Annotated in this window: 19 protein-coding genes; 6 read left to right on the top strand and 13 right to left on the bottom strand. The window is 59.5% G+C overall.

Annotated elements, in window-relative coordinates:
• Window positions 1-94: 94 nt before the first annotated feature.
• From ACU4F7_RS10490 to ACU4F7_RS10480, 3 genes are read left to right on the top strand one after another with little or no spacing between them, the layout of a single operon-like run.
• Window positions 95-1,108 (top strand): SIS domain-containing protein, encoded by a 1,014-nt coding sequence (locus ACU4F7_RS10490; protein ID WP_481638615.1) that lies wholly within the window; start codon window positions 95-97, stop codon window positions 1,106-1,108.
• Window positions 1,105-2,025, top strand: a complete 921-nt coding sequence (locus ACU4F7_RS10485; protein WP_481638614.1) for an ROK family protein — start codon at window positions 1,105-1,107, stop codon at window positions 2,023-2,025. Before ACU4F7_RS10490 ends, ACU4F7_RS10485 begins: the two co-directional genes overlap by 4 nt.
• 32 nt (window positions 2,026-2,057) lie before the next feature.
• Window positions 2,058-3,470 (top strand): sugar porter family MFS transporter, encoded by a 1,413-nt coding sequence (locus ACU4F7_RS10480; RefSeq protein WP_481638613.1) that lies wholly within the window; start codon window positions 2,058-2,060, stop codon window positions 3,468-3,470.
• Between the two features lie 191 nt (window positions 3,471-3,661).
• Here the strand turns inward: ACU4F7_RS10480 and ACU4F7_RS10475 are convergent, their stop codons facing one another.
• Window positions 3,662-4,141 (bottom strand): GNAT family N-acetyltransferase, encoded by a 480-nt coding sequence (locus ACU4F7_RS10475; protein ID WP_024555443.1) that lies wholly within the window; start codon window positions 4,139-4,141, stop codon window positions 3,662-3,664.
• 84 nt (window positions 4,142-4,225) lie between these two features.
• Here ACU4F7_RS10475 and ACU4F7_RS10470 point away from each other — a divergent pair, with 84 nt between their 5' ends.
• Complete coding sequence (locus ACU4F7_RS10470) at window positions 4,226-5,137, top strand: LysR family transcriptional regulator (protein ID WP_481638612.1); 912 nt, start codon at window positions 4,226-4,228, stop codon at window positions 5,135-5,137.
• 151 nt (window positions 5,138-5,288) lie between these two features.
• Window positions 5,289-5,909, top strand: a complete 621-nt coding sequence (locus tag ACU4F7_RS10465; protein ID WP_029592850.1) for a GNAT family N-acetyltransferase — start codon at window positions 5,289-5,291, stop codon at window positions 5,907-5,909.
• Between the two features lie 45 nt (window positions 5,910-5,954).
• On the opposite strand, the gene ACU4F7_RS10460 is transcribed toward ACU4F7_RS10465, so the two are convergent.
• A complete protein-coding gene (locus tag ACU4F7_RS10460; protein WP_481638611.1) occupies window positions 5,955-6,716 on the bottom strand; it encodes a class I SAM-dependent methyltransferase in 762 nt (253 codons plus the stop codon).
• Window positions 6,717-6,821: 105 nt separating this feature from the next.
• Between ACU4F7_RS10460 and ACU4F7_RS10455 the strand changes: the two genes are divergently transcribed.
• Window positions 6,822-7,616, top strand: a complete 795-nt coding sequence (locus tag ACU4F7_RS10455; protein WP_481638610.1) for a helix-turn-helix transcriptional regulator — start codon at window positions 6,822-6,824, stop codon at window positions 7,614-7,616.
• Between the two features lie 57 nt (window positions 7,617-7,673).
• Here the strand turns inward: ACU4F7_RS10455 and ACU4F7_RS10450 are convergent, their stop codons facing one another.
• The 11 genes from ACU4F7_RS10450 to ACU4F7_RS10400 form a co-directional block, all read right to left on the bottom strand.
• A complete protein-coding gene (locus tag ACU4F7_RS10450; RefSeq protein ID WP_481638721.1) occupies window positions 7,674-8,642 on the bottom strand; it encodes a sensor domain-containing diguanylate cyclase in 969 nt (322 codons plus the stop codon).
• Window positions 8,643-8,945: 303 nt separating this feature from the next.
• Window positions 8,946-10,577, bottom strand: a complete 1,632-nt coding sequence (locus tag ACU4F7_RS10445) for an FGGY-family carbohydrate kinase (RefSeq protein WP_481638609.1) — start codon at window positions 10,575-10,577, stop codon at window positions 8,946-8,948.
• 42 nt (window positions 10,578-10,619) lie between these two features.
• The gene (locus ACU4F7_RS10440) at window positions 10,620-11,348 is read right to left on the bottom strand and encodes an SDR family oxidoreductase (protein ID WP_029592845.1); all 729 of its coding nucleotides are present in this window, start codon (window positions 11,346-11,348) and stop codon (window positions 10,620-10,622) included.
• Between the two features lie 19 nt (window positions 11,349-11,367).
• Window positions 11,368-12,633: a sugar ABC transporter permease gene (locus tag ACU4F7_RS10435; RefSeq protein ID WP_029592844.1), complete on the bottom strand. Its 1,266-nt coding sequence runs from the start codon at window positions 12,631-12,633 to the stop codon at window positions 11,368-11,370.
• Window positions 12,630-13,448 (bottom strand): ATP-binding cassette domain-containing protein, encoded by an 819-nt coding sequence (locus ACU4F7_RS10430; protein ID WP_024560993.1) that lies wholly within the window; start codon window positions 13,446-13,448, stop codon window positions 12,630-12,632. Before ACU4F7_RS10430 ends, ACU4F7_RS10435 begins: the two co-directional genes overlap by 4 nt.
• Before the next feature lie 61 nt (window positions 13,449-13,509).
• Window positions 13,510-14,553: an ABC transporter substrate-binding protein gene (locus tag ACU4F7_RS10425; RefSeq protein WP_029592843.1), complete on the bottom strand. Its 1,044-nt coding sequence runs from the start codon at window positions 14,551-14,553 to the stop codon at window positions 13,510-13,512.
• Between the two features lie 368 nt (window positions 14,554-14,921).
• Window positions 14,922-17,282 carry a membrane-bound PQQ-dependent dehydrogenase, glucose/quinate/shikimate family gene (locus ACU4F7_RS10420; RefSeq protein ID WP_481638608.1) on the bottom strand — a complete coding sequence of 787 codons (2,361 nt, stop codon included), beginning with the start codon at window positions 17,280-17,282 and terminating at the stop codon, window positions 14,922-14,924.
• Between the two features lie 213 nt (window positions 17,283-17,495).
• A complete protein-coding gene (locus ACU4F7_RS10415; protein ID WP_481638607.1) occupies window positions 17,496-18,476 on the bottom strand; it encodes a LacI family DNA-binding transcriptional regulator in 981 nt (326 codons plus the stop codon).
• A 98-nt stretch (window positions 18,477-18,574) separates the two neighbouring features.
• Window positions 18,575-19,726, bottom strand: a complete 1,152-nt coding sequence (locus tag ACU4F7_RS10410; protein WP_481638606.1) for a Gfo/Idh/MocA family protein — start codon at window positions 19,724-19,726, stop codon at window positions 18,575-18,577.
• Window positions 19,723-20,793 carry a sugar phosphate isomerase/epimerase family protein gene (locus tag ACU4F7_RS10405; RefSeq protein WP_481638605.1) on the bottom strand — a complete coding sequence of 357 codons (1,071 nt, stop codon included), beginning with the start codon at window positions 20,791-20,793 and terminating at the stop codon, window positions 19,723-19,725. The genes ACU4F7_RS10410 and ACU4F7_RS10405 overlap by 4 nt, the downstream gene beginning before the upstream one ends.
• A 20-nt stretch (window positions 20,794-20,813) precedes the next feature.
• Window positions 20,814-22,043: an MFS transporter gene (locus tag ACU4F7_RS10400; protein WP_481638604.1), complete on the bottom strand. Its 1,230-nt coding sequence runs from the start codon at window positions 22,041-22,043 to the stop codon at window positions 20,814-20,816.
• Window positions 22,044-22,082 lie beyond the last annotated feature (39 nt).

Here is a 22,082-nt window from a genome sequence, read left to right as displayed (position 1 = left end):
TAACCCTATCACATAATCGATATCGTGCATTGACTTGCACGATATCGTGCATATAGGGTGTAACGGTTCTGTTAACGTTATTGAAGAGGTTTCCATGTCTACGCCCTATGAAAATGATATCGCCATGCAGCCGCAAGCCATCAACGCGCAGCTCGCTAACCCGCTGCCGCAGGCGCTGCATGATGTGCAGCTTGCCAGTTACGACCGGATAATCCTGACCGGCATGGGATCGTCTGACTACGCGCTGATCCCGGTTGAGCGCGCGCTGGCCAACCGCGGCTATCCGGTCTGGCGGATTGACGCCGGCCGGTTGCTGGATATGCCCGGGCTTATCACCGAAAACACCCTGCTCTGGGCGACCTCCCAGTCCGGGATGAGCGGCGAAGTGGTCGCGTTGCTGGCGCAGGGCAACCGTCCGCGCACGTTGATTGGCTTAACGAACGATCGGGAAAGCGTGCTGGCCAAAAAGGCGGATATCCTCGTGACGCTGGAGAGCGGCGATGAGGCGACCGTCAGTTCCAAAAGCTATCTCAATACCCTGATTGCCTGTCACCGGGCGCTCGCCGTCCTGCTGGGGAACGACGACGCGCAGGCCTGCGCCGCGACAACACAGGTGCTTGCCGCTGTGCAGTCGCTGGTGGGCGAAAGCGAGTCCGTGGTTGATATGGCAGAGCAACTCTTCACGGCCCCCCGCCCCCGCATTGCGTACATCGGCACAGGATCGTTTGCCGCCAACGCGCTGACCGGGGCGCTCATCACCAAAGAGGCGTCGAAAGTCAGCGCCGAAGGGTTTATTGGCGGCGAGTTCCGCCATGGCCCGCTGGAAACCTCCGGCGAAGGCATGCTGGCGGTATTGCTTGGCAAACCGGGCGATGAAACGCTGGAAAAACTCGCCGCTGAAATGCTGGCGAACGGCACCCAGGTGGTGACCATCGGGTCGGCGCCTTATGCCGGTTCGCGACTCTTGCCCGTGCCGGAGGGCGACGAGCTGGGCCAGCTGCTGTGCGGGTTTATCTACATTGAACATCTGACGGTGGAGCTTGCGAGAAAGAACGGCTTTATTCCGGGGCATTTCCTCTATGGGCAAAAAATTACGGTGGCGGTATGAACCCTTCAACATCAACGGTAACGGCGGGTATCGATCTCGGGGGCACGGGCACCCGCATCATCATTCGCGGTGAAGAGGGAACGATAAGCACACGGACGGTTCCTACTGTCCTGTTCAGCAACATCGAACAAAGCCAGCGCGCGGGGGCGCTGGCATCACACGTGCTTGAGCTGGTTCCGCCCGGCATGACGCTTGTCAGCCTCGGCATCGGCGCCAGCGGTCCCGTCGATACCGACGCCGGCGTCATTACCAATAAAGATACGCTTGAATGCTTCTCCTTTTTCCCGCTTGTGGAAGCGCTTCGCAACCACCTGCAGGTCAAGGTCAGCATTGATAACGACGCGGTTGCCGCCGTGCTTGGCGAATATCACTTCGGTGCGGGCATCAACAGTAAACGCTTGCTGATGGTAACGCTTGGCACGGGCATCGGCGTCGCGCTGCTGGAAAACGGCAAGCCGTTTCGCACCAGTAACGGCGCGCATCCGGAAGCGGGACATATCCCGATTTCCGGCAACCCTGCGCCCTGTTACTGCGGGTTGCACGGCTGCTGGGAAACGCTGGCGTCGCGAAGCTGGCTTCAGCAGAACCTCGAGCGCCTGCTGCCGGGCATCGCTTTTGAAAAGCAGGATCTGAATTTTTATCGCGAGATGGCGGCGCAGCGCGACGAGGTAGCGGCGCTGTTTCACCGCTACGGGAATTATCTGGGCCGGGGCCTGGTTACCTTATTAACGCTATATGGACCCGACCTGACTATCCTGAGCGGCAGCGCCGCCCATTATTACCCGCTGTTTAAAACGGGGCTTGAACAAGCGTTAACCCGCTCGGAAGCCTATGCCATTAATACATTGATCGTACCGTCTGAATTAGGAGACGTTGCTGGCGCGCTGGGCGCGACGGTTATTCCGTCTTTGAACTAAAACAACTTTCTTACTTATGGCAGGTGAATATCATGGTGCATTCACAAAATAAACACGCGTTGAGCAAGCCTGTAAAAATAAAGACCAGCATTTTTATCATACTCTCCGTCATTATTTCTTCGGTCGGCGGCATTATATTTGGCTATGACACCGGGATTATTGGCGGGGCGATTGTCTATATCGGCAAAGAGTTTCAAATAAACGATCTGATGCAGGGCGTAATTGTCAGCACCTCGTTATTAGGTGCGATGATTGGCGCGCTCGCCGCCGGGCCGCTTGCCGATAAATATGGCCGAAAGCTGGTGCTGTTTATTTCCGGCCTCTTTTTCGCCATCGGCGCGGCGGGTTCCGGCTTCAGCCACAGCATTGAAGCGCTCACCGTGGCCCGCATCCTGCAGGGCATTGGCGTAGGGGCCTCGTCGGTTCTCGTCCCGGTCTATATCGCCGAGTTGTCGCCAGCTAAAATCCGCGGCGTTCTGGTCACCTCTTTTCAGCTGATGATTACGGTAGGAATTGTGCTGGCCTACGGCGTTAACGCCGGTGCGGAAAGCAGCGGCGGCTGGCGGTTTCCGGTAGGCGTAGCCGGCGTTTTCGGCGTCATGCTGGCGGTGGGCGTCATGTTTGTGACGGAGTCTCCCCGCTGGCTGATTGCCGTTAAACGTCGCGACGACGCGTTCGCGACGCTTAAGAAGCTCAGAGGAACCGCGAGCGTTGAGGCGGAAATGCAGGAAATTGAACGCCTGGAAATCATTGAGCAGGATACTCTGCGCTGGCGCGATTTATTGCGCGGCCACGTGCGGCCAATGATAATTATCGGCGTTCTGGTCGCTTTCTTTTCCAACGCCTGCGGCATCAACCTGGTTATCTATTTCGCCCCGCAAATCCTGCAATCCAGCGGCTTTACCTCCTCGGTATCCTGGATGGGCACCATCGGTTTAGGCATTGCTAACGTCATTTTCACCGTCGTGGGCATGCTGATTGTCGACAAAGTAGGTCGCCGTCCGCTTTTGATAGCAGGCGCCATTGGGTTAACCCTCAGCCTGGTTATTCTGGCGGTGCTGTTCTCCGTCCCGGCGTTCCCGGGCAGCAACTGGCTCGCGCTGGCTTCCCTGCTTTTTTATATTGTGATGTACGCCATTAGCCCCGGGATGCTTGGCTTTTTAATGATCTCGGAAATATCGCCGCTAAGAGCGCGCGCAAAAGTCACCAGCCTTTCCATTTTTATTATCTTTGCGACCAACCTGGTTATCGCCCTGCTCTCTTTACCGATGTTAAATGGCCTGGGCGTCTCGCAAACCTTCTGGATATTCTCTGCTATCTGTGTAGCGTTCACCTTATTCAGTTTTTACGTGCCGGAAACAAAAGGAAAAAGTCTGGAAGAGGTCGAACTCTGGTTTAAAGAGAAATACAGCGTAAATCAGGAAACCCATAAAGCCGTCAATTAATTTTCTTACGACGTTAAAAGAGGCTTTATTCTTTATTACATCGAGGCGTATATGCAGCCGGGTCTGTTTATTCCCGCTGTGAAGGATTTTTACGCCTGAATGATGCCATTAAACAGGCCTGCCCGCGGCAGGCCTGCGTTATTATCGCCACTCAACGACGCTGGATTTAAATCCTCAGTGGCATTGCGCGTTTAACGCTCTGCGAAATTAAGCAACGCTTCGCCATCCAGGCGGTAGCGCACCCATTCGCTCTGGGGCAGCGCGCCGATGCTGAGATAAAAATCAATCGCCGGCTGGTTCCAGTCGAGCACGCTCCACTCCAGTCGACCGCACTTGCGCTGTACCGCCAGACGGGCGATGTGCTTGATTAGCGCTTTGCCCGCCCCCTGGCCGCGGGCGTCAGGCGAGACATAGAGATCTTCCAGATAAATGCCGTTACGGCCAAGCCAGGTGGAATAGCTGGTAAAGAAGACGGCATAGCCTATCGTCACGCCATCCGCTTCGCAGATCAGCGCTTCCGTTTTACTCTGCGCGCCAAACAGCGTCTCGCGGATCTCCTGCGGGCTGGTCACCACCTCTTGCGGCGCTTTTTCGTAAACCGCCAGTTCGTAAATCATGTTGTAAATCACTTCTGCGTCGGCGGGGCGCGCTTCACGGATGCTGATACTCATGGCTTTTCCTGTCTTTCCTGAATTGAGGCTGACAAGCATAAGCGCTATTGTGCCCTGCATGAAGTGCAACTATCTCAACAAAAGATGAATGTTATGCATCCGGCGCTCCGAAAACTCGATCTCAACCTGCTGCCTGTGTTTGATGCGGTGTTTCGCCACCGCTCGGTGAAACGCGCCGCGGATGAACTCTTTATGAGCACGTCGGCGCTCAGCCATGCCTTATCAAGACTGCGCGCCTTTTTTAACGACCCGCTGTTTTACCGTGAGGGGCACAACATGTGCCCCAGTGTTTATGCCTGCGAGCTGGCGCCGTCGATAGCCGCAGCGCTGGGCGCGCTGAATCAGCAGCTTTCGCCCCGCCCCGCCTTTGATCCCTCCACCAGCCGCCATTGCTTCCAGATTGCCATAACGGACTACACGGCGTTCTGCATCTTCCCCGCCCTGATAAGCGAGCTTGAGCGCAGCGCGCCTGGCGTGCGCTTTGAGCTGCGCTATTTGCCGCACAGCCCGGCGCTGAACGAACTGCTCGCCGGCGAAGTAGACCTGGCGCTGGGTTTTAGCGCGCCTGACGACGTCACGCCGCCTGAACTGGACGCGATTGACTGGTTTGAGGATGAGTATGTGGTCATCAGTCACGCCCGCCGTACGCGCATAACGCTGGATGACTATCTGGCGGCCCGCCATCTGGTGGTCACCCCGTGGAATGAAAGCCAGGGCATTCTGGATTTACAGCTGGAGCGCATGGGCTATACGCGGCAGGTCACCCTGAAAACGCCCTCTATGCTGAGCGCGCCGTTTATTGTCGCGCAAAGCGATCTGTTGATGGCGATGCCCCGCTTCGCCGCCGCCCGGCTGGCGCCAGCGGCCGGTATCACGCTGTTTGCCCTGCCCTTCCCCGTGCCGCCTTTTGAGGTGAAAATCTACTCGCATCAGCGCAGCGGCAAAAGTGAGGCCACAGACTGGTTAAAGCGCGTGCTGCGAAGCCTTATCAGCTAGCTATCCGGCAAAATAAGCGAGGGGCATCTCATTGTTCTGTATTTAAAAAAGGGCGCAAAAACAGCTAGCCATAACGGCAGCGGGACAGTAGGTTTTATCAGCGCGCTAAATAAGCATCGCCACCTGCAAAACGCTATAAAAGGAAACGCGTATGACGCATTCAGACAGCACTCTGCCCGTTGGGTATTCCCGTGTCGCGCCCGGCCACGTCGCAAGCGTGGTGACCAGCCTCGAAATGCTGAGCAAGCCGGAAACAACAACCGCCCCGCTGCCCGCGGGGGTCACGCTGGTAAAGCTGCGCAACCCGGAGCTTGAGGCTTACCGGGCTCTGTTTCGCCAGGTTGGCTCCGCCTGGTTATGGTACTCACGCATTCTGATGGAAGATGAGAAGCTTCGCGCCATCCTGAACCGCGAAAGCGTGGATGTGTATGTGATTAAAGAAAAAGACGAGGATATCGGCATTCTGGAGCTTGATTTCAGCGAGCCGGACGCGTGCGAACTGGCGTTTCTGGGGCTGACGCCGAATACGACCGGCAAAGGCTTTGGCCGGGCCATCATGAATCAGGCCATCGACCTTGCGTGGTCGCGACCCATTAAGCGCTTCTGGGTGCACACCTGCACGTTCGACCACCCTTCGGCGCTGGGCTTTTATATCCGCTCCGGCTTTCGTCCTTACGCGGTGCAGGTGGAGGTGCAGGCAGACCCGCGCCTGACGGGGCACCTGCCTGCCGACGCCGCGCCGCATATTCCGGTCATCAGGCCCGCTCAATAACGCAAAAGCCAGTCCGGGACTGGCTTTCAAAGGGATAAGGCCCGTCTACCGCGCCCGGAACATAATGGTATCCGGCGTAAAAGAACCATCATCCTGTATAGCGAAGTACGTTTTGACGTCATCGGAAACGGTTTGCTGCAGCAGGCGAATCGCCTCCACCAGCGCGGCGGGCGTTTTCATTCGCTCAACCCAGGCGCCGAATTCCAGCGCCTGGCGGCCCGCCACCATCTCCTGCACCGTCATGCCGCTCTCGTTGACCAGCCGCAGCCACTCTCCCTGGGAATAGTTATGCACATGCGAAGGGTCGCGCAGCATCTCCACCGTCTGTAACCAGACGTCGCGCACCGGCTGGCCGGGGGACGCGATGTCCATCAAAATAAACTCGCCGCCCGGCTTCAGCACCCGCTTTACCTCGCGCAGCGCCATGCCAACGTCGTGCCAGTGGTGGGCGGAATAGCGGCTTATCACCACGTCGAAACTCGCCGCCGGGAAAGGCAACGCCTCCGCCTGGCCCTGGCGGGTGGCAATATTATTTAACCCCCGCTCCAGCGCCGCCTGCCGCACCACGGCCAGCATGCTCTCTGACAGATCGTAAGCGGTGACATGCGCCGCTTTTTGCGCGGCGGCAAAGCTGGCGTGCCCTGCCCCACAGCCGATATCCAGCACCACGGCGTCCGGCTTATCGCTGAGCCAGACGGCCAGCCGCTCTAAGTCTTTACCCTGCGCATGCACGCTGCTTTGCAGGTAGGCCTGCGCCTGGCCGCCAAACTGTGCGCCGACTAATGCTTCGTGTGTTTTTGCTGTCATTTTTATCGCCTTATGGTGGGGAAAAACGCTCTGTGAAATGACTATACTGCGCGCTTTATACGGGTACAATATTGCTACTTATACTGGTATCAGGGAGTACCACGCATGGAAACCACCCCGCTTTCCGGCCCGAAAGCGTTGGGCGCGTTTTTACGCACCCAGCGGGAAAACACCTCGCCCGACATGCTCGGGTTGCCCGTGACGGCAAGGCGACGCACGCGCGGCCTGCGGCGCGAAGAGGCGGCGCAGCTCAGCGGCATCAGCACCACCTGGTATACGTGGATTGAGCAAGGCAGAGAAATCTCTGTTTCTGCGCAGACGCTTTCGAATATTGCGGCGGCGCTGAAGATGAAACCGGCGGAAAGAAACTATCTTTTTCGCCTCGCGCTGCAAAACGACCCGCTCGAAGAGGCGGTGCCGGTGGTTGAGGAGGCGGTGCTGGCGGCGGTGAATCGGGTGAGCGAGCCCTGCTATCTGCTGGATTTAACCTGGAACATGCTGGCGTGGAACCCGCAGGCGCAAGCGTTGTTCAGCGGCTGGCTCGATAACGACGCCGGGCCGAATATGATGCGGTTTATGTTTCTGCATCCGCTGGCGAAGCAACTGGTGATGGACTGGGAGACGCGCGCCAGCCGCATCGTGGCGGAGCTGCGGGCCGACGCCATGCACTACCCGCATGATGAAACGCTTAACCGCTTTGTGCGCCAGATGACCCAGGAGAGCGCGCCGTTTCAGGCGTTCTGGCAGCGTCAGCAGGTGATTACGCGCGAAGGGGGCGAGCGCCTCTTCCGGCATGTGCAGCAGGGCCTGGTTTCTTACCGCCAGGTCAGCTGGCAGCTCGCCAGCAACCGCACGCTGAAGATGATTATGCTGCTCTCTGACGAGGCGGCGCAGCGCTAGCGCCGCCTCCCGGATAACCCGCGCACGGCTTGCGCGGTCAAAAGGGGCGTTATGGGATTACCGGCGCTGCTCAAGCTGTTTCCTGCGCTTCTGGGAATACATCACGCTGTCGCTCTCTTTTACCATCTCGTGCAACGAGTGATATTTTGCGGCGTCGCTGTCGAGAATGCCGTAAGAGTAGTTGATGTTATAGGGCTTGCCGGCGCGCTGGTTATGCGCCTCCAGGCTTTCGTGAAGTGAAGCCAGAAAGCGCCGGGCGTCGCTATGGCTTGCCAGCAGGACGGCGAACTCATCGCCGCCGAGTCGCCCCACGACATCTGTCGGGCCAAGATGCTGTTGCAGATGCGTCGCGAAAATCTTCAGCACCTGGTCGCCCTCCGCATGGCCCCACAGGTCGTTAATCGGCTTGAACTTATCCAGGTCAAAAAAGAGCAGGCTGAAGGAAGCGCCGTGATTTCGCAGGGCGTGAAAGCGTTTTTCTGCGCGGCGGTAAAAGCCGCGGCGGTTAGGAATACCGGTCAGGCTGTCGGTCATCGCCATGCTGATGACCTGAAACTCATCCTCCACAATGAACGCCAGGTCCTGCAAAGAGGCGATATCCTCCTGACTGAATGCGCGAGGCGTTGAGTCAACCAGGCAAATCGTTCCCACTATAGCGCCATCCGGCAGATGCACCGGGTAGCCTGCGTAAAAGCGAATATAGGGTTCGCCGGTCACCAGCGGGTTGTCGTAAAAACGCTCATCCTGGCGCGCATCGTTAACGATAAACGGACCTTTCTGCAAAATAGCATGCCCGCAAAAAGAGACGTTTCGCGACGTTTCTCGCTCGTTAAGCCCCTGGCAGGCCAACAGCCACTGCCTGTCGCGGTCAAGCAAACTAATGAGCGCGATCGGCACCTGAAAAAGTTTTTTCGCCAGCCGGGTTAAGCGTTCGAAACGCTCATCGTCCCGGGTATCCAGCAGATCCATCATGTAGAGCGATTGCAGCCGCTCCTCTTCATTTTCAGGAAGACCGGGAAACTTCATCATTACACTCCACATCAATTACGGTGCGCACGCCTTCGTAACAAAAAAACGAACCTGCCAAAAATACCTCAGGTGAAACGGCAGGTATAGAAAGGAATACGCCACCCTTTATGGAAATGTGGCTTCGATCCGCGTCCTGATGCTCTGCTGGCGCATTACCCGCACTGACAATGCGGCCATGCTGGGTTGCATGACGGCAGGCTCGTTGAAGGTGTAAGCAGTGATGAAGGCCATCGCATTATGCCGGGTTAAGCCCGTCTGGCGCGAAAAGGTCCCCTTTCTGCTAATGGCAGGGCCTGAAGCCTAGCCGTCAAGCCCGCGTGCGGCCTCCTGAAGCCGCAGAAAACTCGCGTAGCGTCGCTGGTGACGCTCGCTGCAGGCCACCGCGGGCGAATATTCCCCGGCAACGGCGCAAAGGCGGCTCATCCCGTCGCTAACCGATTCAACCACGCCGCCTGCGACCGCAGCCAGAATAGCCGAGCCGAGCAGCACCGGCTCGCGGGCTTTGGTGGCGATAACCGTCCGTCCGGTCGTGTCGGCCAGCAGTTGCCGGATAAGGGGATGTTGACCGGCGCCGCCGCTTATCACAATAGCCTGGGTATCCACGCCCGCCTGCTGCTGAACATCCATAATCTGGCGCAGCCCGTAGCCAATACTGCAAATGCCGGCGACGTAGAGCGACAGCAGGCTTTCCGTTTCGTTTTCCATCCCGAGGCCAGCAATCACCGCCCGGGCATGCGGGTCGGCAAAAGGCGAACGGTTGCCAAGAAACTCCGGCACGACGTGGATCCCCTTCGTGCAGTCCACCGCCCCGGACGCCGAACCGGCATTTTCGAGCACGCGGTCCGCCAGCCAGACCGGCAGCGGGACGCCGAGCTGATTTGCCTGCGCCTGGGCGTCGCGCGCTGCCGGATGCAGCGACAACAGCCTGTCGATGGCCGCCCCCGCCGCGCTCTGCCCCCCTTCGTTCAGCCACATGCCCGGCACCATGGCGGAATAGTACGGTCCCCAGATGCCGGGAATAAAGACCGGTTCGCGGGTTGAAGTCATCGTGCAGGAAGAGGTGCCAAACACATAGGCCAGGTTCCCGGCGGGGCCGCCTTTTACGCCCGCCGTCCCGATGCCGCCCGCATGCGCATCGATAATGCCGGCGGCGACGGGCGTGCCGGGCAGCAGCCCAAGCTGGACAGCGGCCTCTTCGGTCAGGCCGTTTGCGCAGCGCGTTCCGGGTTCGACAATATGCTGGCCGATGCGGCTGAACCCTTCGTCAGCCAGCTCCTCAAGACCAACCTGGCGGAAATAGCTTTCGTCCCAGCGTTGCTCATGACTGAGATAAGTCCACTTGCAGGTGACGGTGCAGCTGGAACGGGCAAGGTCGCCCGTCGCCCGCCAGGTAAGAAAATCAGCCAGGTCAAAAAACTGCCACGCGTTGTCATACGTTGCCCGACGGTGCTCTTTCAGCCAGAGGAGCTTAGGGGTTTCCATTTCCGGCGAAATAATGCCGCCCACATAGCGCAGCACCGGGTGTTTCAGCGCAGTAATCCGCTCCGCCTGCTCAGTGGCGCGATGATCCATCCAGACGATGATATTGCGATCCGGGTCATTGCTGTCGCCCACCGCCAGCGGCGCGCCCCCTTCACCCAGCACCACCAGCGAACAGGTCGCATCAAACCCAATGCCGGCAACCTGGCCGGGCTTTACGCCAGCAAGCCCGAGCGCCTCTTTTACCGCATCGCAAACCGCCTGCCAGATGTCCCGGCTCGACTGCTCAACCGCCTGTCCATCGCCATAAAACAGGGAAATATCCCGTTTCGCCGTCGCCAGCATCTCGCCTTCGGCGTCGAACACCCCGGCGCGCGCGCTGGCGGTGCCGACATCTACGCCAATAAGAATGTTTTCGTCGGCGTTGCCCCTGTTCTGCGCTTCGTTATTCATCTTTGCTCCGTTGTCGTCCGGCCAATGGGTTACGGTGTCACTTTATAGATCCACGCTGTTAGGCAGAATGACCAGATCGCGCACCGTGACGTTTCGCGGTCGGGTCACCATAAACAAGATAGCCTCCGCCACCTCTTTCGGCTGCATCAGGCTGCCGTTCGCCAGCGCCTCTTCCATTTTCTCTTTCGGCCAGTCATCCAGCAGCGCGGTCACTACCGGGCCGGGCAGCACCGCCCCCACGCGTATGCCATACTTCGCGACCTGTCGACGCGTGGTGTGAACAAACGCCTGAACGGCAAATTTAGAAGCTGTATAAATCGGCTCCCAGATAACCGGCACGACGCCCGCTATCGAGCTGGTGAAGATAATGTCGCCCGATTTTTGCGCGATCATATGCGGCAGCACCGCGTGCACGGAACGAAACGCCGCATTGATATTCAGGTTGAGCATGCGGTCCCAGTCGTCCGGGTTGCCCGCTTCAATCGGCCCACCCACGTAGGCGCCGGCATTGGCGTGGAAAATATCCAGCCCTCCTGCCGCATCAAGGATGCCCTGCAACATGCCGGAAACCTCCTGCGGCTTCAGCAGGTCGATAACCAGCGCAAACGCCCCGTCGCCCATCTCGCGGGTGAGTTGCTCCAGCCTGTCGCGCGCCCGGTCAATCAGCACCACCTTTGCGCCTGCGGCGAGAAAGGTGCGGGCGCACTCAAGGCCAATGCCTGACGCGGCGCCGGTGATGGCGACAACTTTATTCTCAAAGGGATCAAGCATGGGTTTCTCCTGTAAAAGCTCAGGCGCGGCCGTGCGAGACGCGCGTGCGCCGGGCGAGGGAATCGACGATAACGGCGATAGCGAGCACGCCGCCCGTAATCATGTAGCGCAGGGAAGACGGCAGGTTCAGCAGCGTCAGGCCGTTAGAGATAGACTGAATGACGATAATCCCCAGTAGCGCGGACCAGGCGCTGCCCCGCCCGCCGAACAGGCTGGTGCCGCCAATCACCGCCGCCGCGATGGCGTTAAGGTTCACGTCGCCCGTCCCCGCCTGCTGGCTGGCGGAGGCGAGCCGGGCGGCGGCCAGAATTCCGCCTGCGGTGGCAAAGGTGGTGCAGAGCATAAACGCGCTAATGTAAATGGCGCGCACGTTGATGCCCGAACGACGCGCCGCCTCGCGGTTGCCGCCGATAGCGAACATCGAACGTCCCCATTTGGTGCGCTTAAGGGCGTAGTTAAGCAGCGCCGCAAACACCACGAACAGGCCGAAAATCCAGGGCACGCCGCGCCCCAGGTTGAGGTAAAACACGGCGAATTCAAAAATGGCCGTCAGCACAATGGCGCGAATCAGCAGCGCGCTCATCGGCTCCGAAGAGAGGTTGACCTGCTCGCGTCGGGCGCGGGTTTTCAGCCCCTGCGCTATCATCACCGCCCCTGGGATCAGGGCCGCCAGGTAGGCGAGCGCATCGGGCATCACCATCACCTGACCAAAGCGCACCAGCGGCGAAACATAGGGCAAGTTAATACTGCCGGACGGCCCCAGAATATAAAGCTGCATCCCCAGCAGGGCCAGCAGCCCGGCAAGCGTCGCGACAAAGCTTGGCATGCCGAGGCGGGTATAGAGCTGGGCGTAAACCAGGCCTACCAGCGCCCCGGTTATCAGCGCCGCCACAATAGCCCCCGCAACGGGCCACCCGTGGTTGACCCACAGCACCCCGATAATGGCGGAAGCCAGGCCGCTCATCGAACCGACGGAAAGGTCGATTTCGCCAAGCATCAACACGCACACGATGCCAAGCGAGATAAACCCGACGGTGGCGCAGTCAAACAGCATATTCACCAGATTATTAGGCGCCAGGTAAACCGGGTTAAGCAGGCTGAACGCCGCCGAGATAAGAATCAACCCCAGCACCACCGGGATCATCCCAAGGTCGCCGCTTTTAATCCGGTCGATAAAGGTATAGAGAACGGCGGTAAGACCCTCCTTATGGCGCAACCGTTCATCGCTGCGGTCGAGCGCGGCGCGCGGGTTTGGGGCAGGCGTTTTTTTGGCAGGCGTCGTCATGGGCTAACCTCCCTTCCGGCGGGATGGGGGGCCGATTTTCTCTCCACCCGGCGCGATACGGCGTTTTCCGTGGCGCCGGTAATGGCCGCCACCAGCTCCTGGTTCGACGCTTCTGGCGTAAAGATGCCGGTGTTGCGCCCCAGGCGCAGCACCACGATGCGGTCCGCCACCGCCCGTACGTCCTCCATGTTATGGCTGATAATAATCACCCCCAACCCGCGGGCGCGGATGCGCTCTATCAGGTTGAGCACTTCGGCGGTCTGGGCGACCCCCAGCGCGGCGGTAGGTTCATCGAGCATCACGATTTTCGGATCCAACAACAACGACCGGGCGATGGCGACCGTCTGCCGCTGGCCGCCGGAGAGCGAGGCGACAGGCTCGCGCACGGAAGGAATACGGGCCGCCAGCTCCTGCAATAGCGTCCAGGCGCGCACCTCCATCGCCACTTCATCCAGTTGCCAGGCGGAAAGCTCATGGCCTAAAAACAGATTGGCGACCACATCCAGGTTTTCGCACAGCGCCAGATCCTGAAACACCGTGGCGATGCCGTACTCCAGCGCTTTGCCCGGGCTGTCGAGATTCACCTCCTGCCCTTCAAACTCCACCCTGCCCGACGTCGGCTGATGCACGCCAGCCAGGATTTTAACCAGCGTCGATTTGCCGGCGCCGTTATCGCCCACCAGCGCCACCACTTCGCCGGCGTAAATTTCCAGATCGATATCCGTCAGGGCCGATACGGCGCCGAAGTTTTTTGAAACGCCGCTGAGCTTCAGTATCGGTCGCCCATGACCGGACGCCTTGCCTTCATTCACCATAACGCCCCCTGACATGGATGGCGGCAGACCCGGCCTTTTCCCCGGGCCTGTCGCCCGTGACTTACTGAATGCCTAACGCTTTGCAATCCTCTGCATACTCGCCGGTACAGACCTGGGCAGGGGTCTGGATCTTCTTATCGAAGATTTCCGCTTTGATGTTTTCTTTCGTCACCACCGCCGGGGTAAACAGCTGCGAAGGCGTGTTGTAGAGCGTGGTGGTGGCTTTAGGCGATTTCCCCTCCACCAGCGCCATCGCCGCATTGGCGGCGGCGGCGGCCACAATCTCGGAGGGTTTGGAAATGGTGTTGTACTGGTCGCCTGCAATAATTAACTGCAGCGCCGCGATAGTGGCGTCATTGCCCGTCACTGGCGGCAGCGGCGTGACGCCCGCGGCTTTAAAGGCGGCGATGGCCCCGCCGCCGGTGCCGTCGTTGGCGGCGACAACGCCTTTAATCTGATCGCCGAAGCGCGTTATCTGCCCGGCGGTCCACTCCTGCGCTTTGGGCGGCGCCCAGTCTGGCGTGTCATACTCGGCCAGGGTTTTGTAGCCCGATTCTTTAAGCCCGCGATGGATGCCGTTGCGAATCAGCCCGGCGGCGGCATCGGTGGGCGAGCCGTTTATCTGCAATACGCCCGCGCCCTGCGGGACGCCTGAGGCTTTAAGATGCACGACCAGCGATTCAGAGATGGCGTAGCCTATCCCTTCATTGTCGAAAGAGACGTAGAAATCCGCGGGTCTGTCCGGGATGGGGCGGTCATAGGCAATCACTTTGACATCCTGTGAATGGGCGATTTCCATCAGCCCCGCCGCCGCCGACGAGTCAACCGGATCCAGCACCACCACCTTCGCCCCCTGCGCAATCACCGAGTTGAACTGCTGCTGTTGCAAAGAGGCGCTGGCGTTGGCGTTCTGATAGATGACTTTACAGTCGGGGCAAAGCTTCGCCATTTCCGCTTTAAAGCCCGGATAGTCATGCTGCTCGTAGCGGGTGGAGGCCTGATCGGGCATCAAAAAGGCGACCGTGGCGGACTCCGCCGCCCGGGCGCTCCCCGTCGCGGACATCATTATCGCTGCCGATGCCATCAGGATCGTGCGGTAGCTCATTTTTCTTCTCCTCAAGTAAGCGGAACGCAGTGCAACGTGCGCAGGCGCCGGGCCTGCAGGTGTCCATGGCAAACGAGAGCGACGGGGAAAGGAACGGCGGGACAGCAGCGGGCCTGGGTTACACCACAGACTCTCCCCGGACGGGCAGTTTCCTCAACGGAGTCAGCGCTGTGAATTCACATTTTATTTACTTTGTTAATACATTAGCGCAACCATCTGGCGATGATTATCGGGAACCCGGTTTTGGTTAAGCCCGCGGCAAAAGAGTTGTAAATGTGTGACTGAAAGCGGGAAAACAGCAAAAAAATCAACCGCTTCGGCTGAATAAAAAAGGCGCCACGCAGGCGCCTTTGTCGCAAACGAAAACGTTATTTCAGGCGGAAAGCCACCACGCTGTCGCCCGCTTTGGTGCCAAGCGAGCCATGGCCGCCAGCGGCAATCACCACATACTGCTTACCGTCTTTGCCCATATAGGTTGACGGCGTGGCCTGCGCGCCGGCGTCCAGCTCGGTTTGCCACAGCAGCGTGCCGGTGCGGCTGTCGTAAGCGCGCAAGAAGTTATCCGCCGTCGCGCCGTGGAACACCACGTCGCCTGCGGTCACCAGCGGCCCGCCGTGCGCCACCATCCCCATTGGGAAGCCAATCGGGAAGCGGCCCGGCAGGAAGGTGGTGTTGAGGTTTTTGGTTGTGCCGACGCGGCGCAGCCACTCGGTTTTACCGGTTTTCAGGTCAACCCCGACCAGGCGGCCCCAGGGCGGCGCGATGCACGGAATGCCGAGGCTTGAGGCCAGTTGCTGAATATGGATAGCGTAATCGCCCTGGAAGTTTTCGTTCCAGTACGGCTGGCCGTCCTGGGTGAACTTACGCGCGGTCGCGGTTTCCGGGGTGCGTTTAATCAGCGTGTATTTGTAAGCCAGACGCACCGGCGAGGCGATAAGCAGCTGACGCTCCGGGTCGATGGCGACCGAACCCCAGTTGAAGACGCCGATGTTGCCCGGGAAGATGATAGCCCCCTGCTCGGTGGCTGGCGTCCATGGATTGCCGTCATAGCGCAGCTTTTTGAAATCGAGACGGCAGGCCATCTGGTCAAACGGCGTGATGCCCCACATCGATTTTTCAGTCAGCGGCTGCGGAATAAAGTTCAGGCTGGAGACCGGCTGGGTGGGAGCAAACGTCTCGCCCGGCACGCCGCCTTGCGTAGAAACTGGCGCTTCATTGACCGGGTATACCGGTTCGCCAGTCAGACGGTTAAGCACAAACAGGTTGCCGGTTTTGGTCGGCAGCACGACAACCGGCGCTTTTTTGCCCTGGTAATCGATATCCAGCAGCGAAGGCTGCGACGGGTTATCGCGGTCCCACAGGTCGTGACGGGAACTTTGATAACGCCACTTGAAGGCGCCGGTGTTGAGATCCAGCGCCACCAGCGCATCGCGGAACTTTTCCGTGTTGCTGTTAGCGTCGCGCTCAATGCCCAGCTCATCCGGCGAGGCGTTGCCGAACGGCACATAAACCAGCCCGTTTTTCAGGTCGGCGCTCAGGGTGCCCCAGGCGACAGGCGTGTCGTACGGGTAAGTTTTATCTGCGGCAATCGGCTGGGTATTCTGCGGGTTAGCCGGGTCGAAGTTCCAGACCAGACGGCCGGTCACGGCGTCGTACGCGCGGATAACGCCAGACGGGTTGCCGCTATTAAAGCCGTTATCCATCACCGAGCCGCCGACGATAACCAGATTGCCCGCCACCAGCGGCGCAGCGGTCTGCATCAGCGCGTGCGGGCGGACCTCGCCCATATTGGCATGCAGGTCAACCACGCCGTTGTTGCCGAAACCGGCGCACGGCTTGCCGCTGTCGGCATCCAGCGCTACCAGCTGCGCATCGGTCGTGGCGTTGAAAATGCGCTTGCGGCAAAGTGCCGGCTCAGCGCTGGTTTGCGCCGCTGCGCCAGCCGCGCTTTCGTAATAGCTTACGCCGCGACAGGTTTGGTGCTGTTGCAGGTAAGAGCGATCCTGCGGCGGCACGTGCTTCCACTTCACCGCGCCCGTCTGCGGGTCCAGCGCATGTACTTCGTTATGCGGCGTACAGAAATAGAGCATGCCGTTGACTTTCAGCGGCGTGGCTTCAAAGGTGTATTCGGTGGCGTCGTCGCCTTTGCGCAGGTCGCCGGTGTGGTAAGTCCACGCGACCTCAAGGTCCTTCACATTCTCGTTGGTGATTTGCCTGAGCGACGAGAAACGCAGGCCGTTGGTGGAGCCGCCATAGGCGGTCCAGTCGTTGCCGGCGACGTCAGCGCCAGAGGCGGCGCGTTGGTTAGTGATAGCGCCTTCCTGCGGAACGGGGTCGTAGAAGCACAGGCCAATCACCAGCGCAATCATCACCGCCACGGTGGCGCCCAGGAAAGGATGGAAGCGGCGTTCGCGGTTTGTCAGCGCGCGCACGCTCCAGGGCAGCGCCAGCCACAGGCCGATAACGCCGAAAAGGTCGCCGCGAGGGATCCACTGCCACTTGTCAAAACCGACTTCCCAGATAATCCACAAAAGGGTTATCCACATCAGCACGGCATAGAACGTTAACGCGCTGCGTTTGTTTTTAAACAGCAAAAAGGCGGTCGCCAGCAGCCCGACCGCCATCAGTGCATAGAAGGGGCTGCCGCCTGCGAGCAGCAGTTGGCCTCCCATAAAGAGCAGAGCGAGCCCAACAAGGGCAATCACTACGCCGGAAATTTTGTTAATCATACTTCTCCCTGATCTAAGAAAAAAATACAAAAATTTTACAAATTTTACGTATCTATGATACGTCCATCACAAATTAGTTAAAATTGGAATTCTGAAATTGGGTTAGCAATTTGTGCGGGCAAATGTTTTATAAGAGGTGAAATGCCGGTCCATTAATCATCAGGGCTATAAAAAAGCCAGTCTGAGACTGGCGTTCGGGCAAATAAAACGGTTTCAGGTGCTGGCGCGCACGATGAGCCGCCAGTCCATCATCACCCGCTCGGTCGGCGCATGCGGGTTATCCATTTTTTGCTGCAACAGGCTGAAGGCTTTGCGGCCGATATCGCGCGAAGGCTGCGCGATGGTGGTGAGCGGCGGCGACACCATTTCCGCAAGCTCCGTGCCGTCGAAGCCCGCCACGGCGATATCCTGCGGCACGCGCAGCCCCGCCTGGCGGATGGCGGACATCGCCCCTGCCGCCAGCGTGTCGGAGATGGCAAACACCGCGTCCGGGCGCGTCTCTTCTTGCAGCAACGTTGCCATCGCCTGCTTGCCGGCGCTGAAGCTCAGCGCGCTGGCGTACGTTATCGCCTGCCACTCCAGCTGGCGGCTTCGCAGCTCCTGCTGGTAACCCTGCTGGCGCAGCTGGGCGTATTTGTAACTGAGATCGTGGTTAATGAGCGCGATGCGCTGACGTCCGCTCTCCACCAGGTGACGCACCAGCTGGCGCGACGCGTCGACGTCGTTAATGCCCACGCACGAGATATCCCCTGCGTCCGCATATTCAGCGCACTGCACCCAGGGCGTGTCGCCAATCAGCTGGGTGAGTTCCGGTAATGTGGTGAACGCATCCATGGTGATAACGCCATCGACAATTTTGCCCGAGAGCAGTTGCAGGCTGGAGCGCGAGCGCCGGATATCGGAGCCGGAGTTGCACAGCAGAATACGGTAGCCCTGCTGCTCCGCCTGCTCCTCAATGCCTTTTACCAGCTCAGCGCAAAACGGGTTGGTAATGTCTGAAACCAGCACCAGCACCATTGAGCTGCGCGCGGTGCGCAGCTGTCGCGCTAACAGATTCGGTTGATAGTTACTGGCCTTGATCGCCTGCAGGACTTTCTCGCGGTTCTTTTCCTTTACGGTGTCGCTGTTGTTCAGCACGCGTGACACCGTAGCAACCGAAACCCCCGCCAGCCGGGCGATCTTTTGAATGGACATGGTGGTAACACTTCCTGGGAAAAACGGGTAGTAAGCAGGCTACCATAAATTCCGGTGCGGCAAGAAGTTAGCCCGGCGCGCTGAGCCGCCGGGCCTCGTCAGTATTGCACCTTAACCCAGCGCTGCTGCTGGTGGCTCTGCAAAATCGCCTCGACGACCGCCATCACCTGCGCGCCGTCGTGGAAGGTGGCGAAGTCCACCGCCCCCCGTTCAGGCATGCGTCCCTTTTCCACCGCCTGATAAAACGCCGCCATCATGGCGCGAAACGCGTCCGGCCAGCCTTCGATATGGCCGCCGGGAAAGCGCGCCCGCGCCGCTACGTCGCCGTTAAGCAAGGAAGGATCGTCTGAGAGGATCTGATTGGCGCGGCGGCGATGGCCTATCCACATCTGCTGCGGCGTCTCCTGGTCCCAGGCAAGCGACGCCGCGCTGCCGCTCACCTCCAGGCTCAGGCGGTTTTTACGCCCGGCGGCCACCTGCGACACGCTGAAGCTCCCTTTCGCGCCATCCTCAAAACGTAGCAGCACGAAGCCCATATCTTCGGTGGTCACGGGTTTCTCGTCATACTGCGCCGCCTGCTGCTGCCCGCCGAAGGTGGCCGCGCCCTGCAGGCTTGCCTTGCGGGTTGGCCAGACGATAGCGAGGTCCGCCATCACCTCAACGATTTTACGCCCGGTAATGAACTGCGCGGTGTCGCACCAGTGGGAACCGATATCGGCGACCGCGCGCGAAGCGCCGCCTTTCCCGGCCTCCACTCGCCAGTTGTAGTCTGTCTCTTCCAGCATCCAGTCCTGCAAGTAGCTGCCTTGCACGGCGAAAAGACGGCCAGTTTCGCCGTTTCTCACCATGCTTGCGGCCTGCTGCACCATGGCGAACTGGCGATACACGAAGCTCACGCCATGCGCCACGCCCGCCTCTTCTGCAAGACGCACCAGCGCCCGGGCCTCCTCCAGCGTCATGCAAAGCGGTTTTTCTGAAAAAACATGCTTGCCGGCCTGGATAATCTGGCGGTTTATCGCCGCGTGCAGATGGTTCGGCGTGCAGTTATGCACCACATGCAGGTCAGGGTGTCGCAGAAAAGCGGCCACATCGCTGTAGGCATGGGGAACGTGAAGCTGCCGGGCGTGCGCGTCGGCGCTCGCCTGGTTTGAATCACAAAGGGCCACCACCGCGACGTTGCCGAGGCGGCGCAGCGCCTCAATGTGCGCCGGGCCGATGAACCCTGTGCCGATGATACCGACGTTTATCATTTCTCCCCTCCCTGAGCCAGCCCCAGTTGGGCGCGCACGAGCGCGTCGTCGCTCTGCTGGGCGGCGAAATCATCAAACGCCCGATCCGCCACCGGAATAATGTGCTGGCGGATAAATTCCGCCCCTTCGCGCGCGCCGGTGGCGGCGTCTTTCAGGCAGCACTCCCACTCCAGCACCGCCCAGCCGTCGTAGTCATACTGCGCCAGCTTGCTGAAAATGGTCTTGAAATCGATCTGCCCGTCGCCCGGCGAGCGGAAGCGGCCCGCCCTGTCTATCCAGCGCTGGTAGCCGCCATAGACACCGCTGCGGCCATTTGGCAGATACTCCGCATCCTTGACGTGAAACGCCTTGATTCGCGCGTGGTAGATATCGATAAACTGCGCATAATCGATGTGCTGCAAATGCAAGTGGCTTGGGTCAAACAAGATGCTGGCGCGCGGGTGGTCGTTTACCGCGCCCAGAAACCGCTCAAACGTGACGCCGTCATGCAGATCTTCCCCCGGGTGGATTTCGTAGCAGAGATCCACGCCATGCTCGTCAAAGCAGTCGAGAATGGGCCGCCAGCGGCGGGCCAGCTCGGCAAACGCTTCGCTCAGCAGCTGCGGGTTGTGCGGCGGCCACGGATAAACGTAAGGCCAGGCCAGCGAGCCGGAGAAGGTGGCGTGCGCGCGCAGTCCCAGCTTTTGCGATGCGGCGGCGGCTTCCCTGACCCGCTGCGTCGCCCACTGCGTGCGGCTTGCGCTGTCTCCCCGCACCGCGGGCGGCGCGAAGTTATCAAAAGCGACGTCATGCGCCGGGTGCACCGCCACCAGCTGGCCCTCCAGGTGCGTGGACAGCTCGCTGATGACAAGCCCGTGCTCTGCAAGCATGCCCGCCACCTCGTCGCAATAGGTCTGGCTTGCCGCCGCCTGGCTCAGGTCAAAAATAGCCGGATGGTTGCAGGGGATTTGCAGCGCGTTATAACCCAGCGCCGCCGCCCATTGCGCCAGCCCTTCCAGCGTATTGAACGGCGCCTGCGGGCCGATAAACTGCGACAGAAAAATCCCCGGTCCTTTTAATGTTTTCAAAAACCACCTCCTGAAAAGGGTTAATCGCGGTACTTAAAGGTAAAGAAGAAGAGAATGGCGATAGCGGCGGCGGCGATGGCCGGGATCCACCAGAACAGCGCCCAGTTTTCAGCGGTTGGCTGCCCCGCCACCAGGTTGTTATAGAGCGCGCCGGAAATTTGTGAGCCGAGCAGCATGCCGATGCCGTAGGTAAACATCACTACCATGCTCTGCGCCTGGCCTTTCACCTGCTCGCCCGCCACGCGGTCGGTGTAGATGAATCCCACCACGAAGAAAAAGTCATAACAGACGCCGTGCAGCAGAATGCCGAGCAGGATAAGCATGCGCGTCTCATCGCCCATTCCCATAGCGAACAACGCGTAGCGTACAAACCAGGCGAACATGCCAATCAGCAGCATGTACTTCACCCCGAGGCGACGGAACAGCAGCGGGATAACCAGCATGAAGAAGATTTCCGACATCTGGCCGAAAGACATCAGCGTGCTGACGTTTTCCACGCCCGCGTCGGCAAGCCAGGAGGCGGTAAAGGCGTAATAGGTGCCAAGCGGTATGGAGATGAGCGTGGCGCAGAGGCCGAAGATAAAAAAGTGGCGCACTTTCAGCAGCGCAAAGGCGTCGGCGCAGAACATATCGCGCACTTTAAACGGCAGCCCTTTCGCCGGCGCCGGCGTGTGCGGCAGCGTCAGGCTATAGATGGCGAGGATAACCGAACAGACGGCGGCGAGCGTAAAGATAGAGACGCTGGCGGCGATGCCGGTAAAGCCGATAAATATGCCCGCCACAATCCAGCCGATGGTGCCGAACACGCGCACCACTGGAAAGCTCTTCTCGCTGTTCGCAAGACTATGGAAAGCGATGTTATTGGTGAGCGCCAGCGTCGGCATATAGCAAAGCGTGTAGCCGAACAGCAGCGCAATCAGCAGCGCGCCGTTTTCCGCAATCAAGGCCTGCGGCACAAACCACAAAATGACCGCGCCCGCCAGATGCATGACCGCCAGCACTTTCTGCGACGGGAAAAAGCGGTCCACCAGCATGCCCAGCACAAAGGGGGAAAGAATCGAGGCGATAGGCCCGGCGGAGAAGGCGTCGCCAATCAGTAGCGACATGTTGTGCTGCGACATCACCAGCCCCAGGGTGACGGACCAGCTTCCCCAGATAAAGAACTGAATAAACATCATTAACGACAGCCGCGGGACCAGCATGCGATGCGTTATTGCCCCGGATTTCGTACCTTGCGTTGCAGTCACCATATAAGCCTCACAGAGGAAAAGTAATCGATTACAAACAGC

The organism is Franconibacter pulveris (assembly GCF_056780215.1).
Note: the sequence above shows the minus strand (reverse complement) of the source record. Positions and strands in the feature narration are given on the sequence as shown.

Coding starts and splice junctions, on each gene's coding strand:
- ACU4F7_RS10490 (WP_481638615.1), top strand. CDS start 95: ATGTCTACGCCCTATGAAAATGATATCGCCATGCAGCCGCAAGCCATC.
- ACU4F7_RS10485 (WP_481638614.1), top strand. CDS start 1,105: ATGAACCCTTCAACATCAACGGTAACGGCGGGTATCGATCTCGGGGGC.
- ACU4F7_RS10480 (WP_481638613.1), top strand. CDS start 2,058: ATGGTGCATTCACAAAATAAACACGCGTTGAGCAAGCCTGTAAAAATA.
- ACU4F7_RS10475 (WP_024555443.1), bottom strand. CDS start 4,141: ATGAGTATCAGCATCCGTGAAGCGCGCCCCGCCGACGCAGAAGTGATT.
- ACU4F7_RS10470 (WP_481638612.1), top strand. CDS start 4,226: ATGAATGTTATGCATCCGGCGCTCCGAAAACTCGATCTCAACCTGCTG.
- ACU4F7_RS10465 (WP_029592850.1), top strand. CDS start 5,289: ATGACGCATTCAGACAGCACTCTGCCCGTTGGGTATTCCCGTGTCGCG.
- ACU4F7_RS10460 (WP_481638611.1), bottom strand. CDS start 6,716: ATGACAGCAAAAACACACGAAGCATTAGTCGGCGCACAGTTTGGCGGC.
- ACU4F7_RS10455 (WP_481638610.1), top strand. CDS start 6,822: ATGGAAACCACCCCGCTTTCCGGCCCGAAAGCGTTGGGCGCGTTTTTA.
- ACU4F7_RS10450 (WP_481638721.1), bottom strand. CDS start 8,642: ATGAAGTTTCCCGGTCTTCCTGAAAATGAAGAGGAGCGGCTGCAATCG.
- ACU4F7_RS10445 (WP_481638609.1), bottom strand. CDS start 10,577: ATGAATAACGAAGCGCAGAACAGGGGCAACGCCGACGAAAACATTCTT.
- ACU4F7_RS10440 (WP_029592845.1), bottom strand. CDS start 11,348: ATGCTTGATCCCTTTGAGAATAAAGTTGTCGCCATCACCGGCGCCGCG.
- ACU4F7_RS10435 (WP_029592844.1), bottom strand. CDS start 12,633: ATGACGACGCCTGCCAAAAAAACGCCTGCCCCAAACCCGCGCGCCGCG.
- ACU4F7_RS10430 (WP_024560993.1), bottom strand. CDS start 13,448: ATGGTGAATGAAGGCAAGGCGTCCGGTCATGGGCGACCGATACTGAAG.
- ACU4F7_RS10425 (WP_029592843.1), bottom strand. CDS start 14,553: ATGAGCTACCGCACGATCCTGATGGCATCGGCAGCGATAATGATGTCC.
- ACU4F7_RS10420 (WP_481638608.1), bottom strand. CDS start 17,282: ATGATTAACAAAATTTCCGGCGTAGTGATTGCCCTTGTTGGGCTCGCT.
- ACU4F7_RS10415 (WP_481638607.1), bottom strand. CDS start 18,476: ATGTCCATTCAAAAGATCGCCCGGCTGGCGGGGGTTTCGGTTGCTACG.
- ACU4F7_RS10410 (WP_481638606.1), bottom strand. CDS start 19,726: ATGATAAACGTCGGTATCATCGGCACAGGGTTCATCGGCCCGGCGCAC.
- ACU4F7_RS10400 (WP_481638604.1), bottom strand. CDS start 22,043: ATGGTGACTGCAACGCAAGGTACGAAATCCGGGGCAATAACGCATCGC.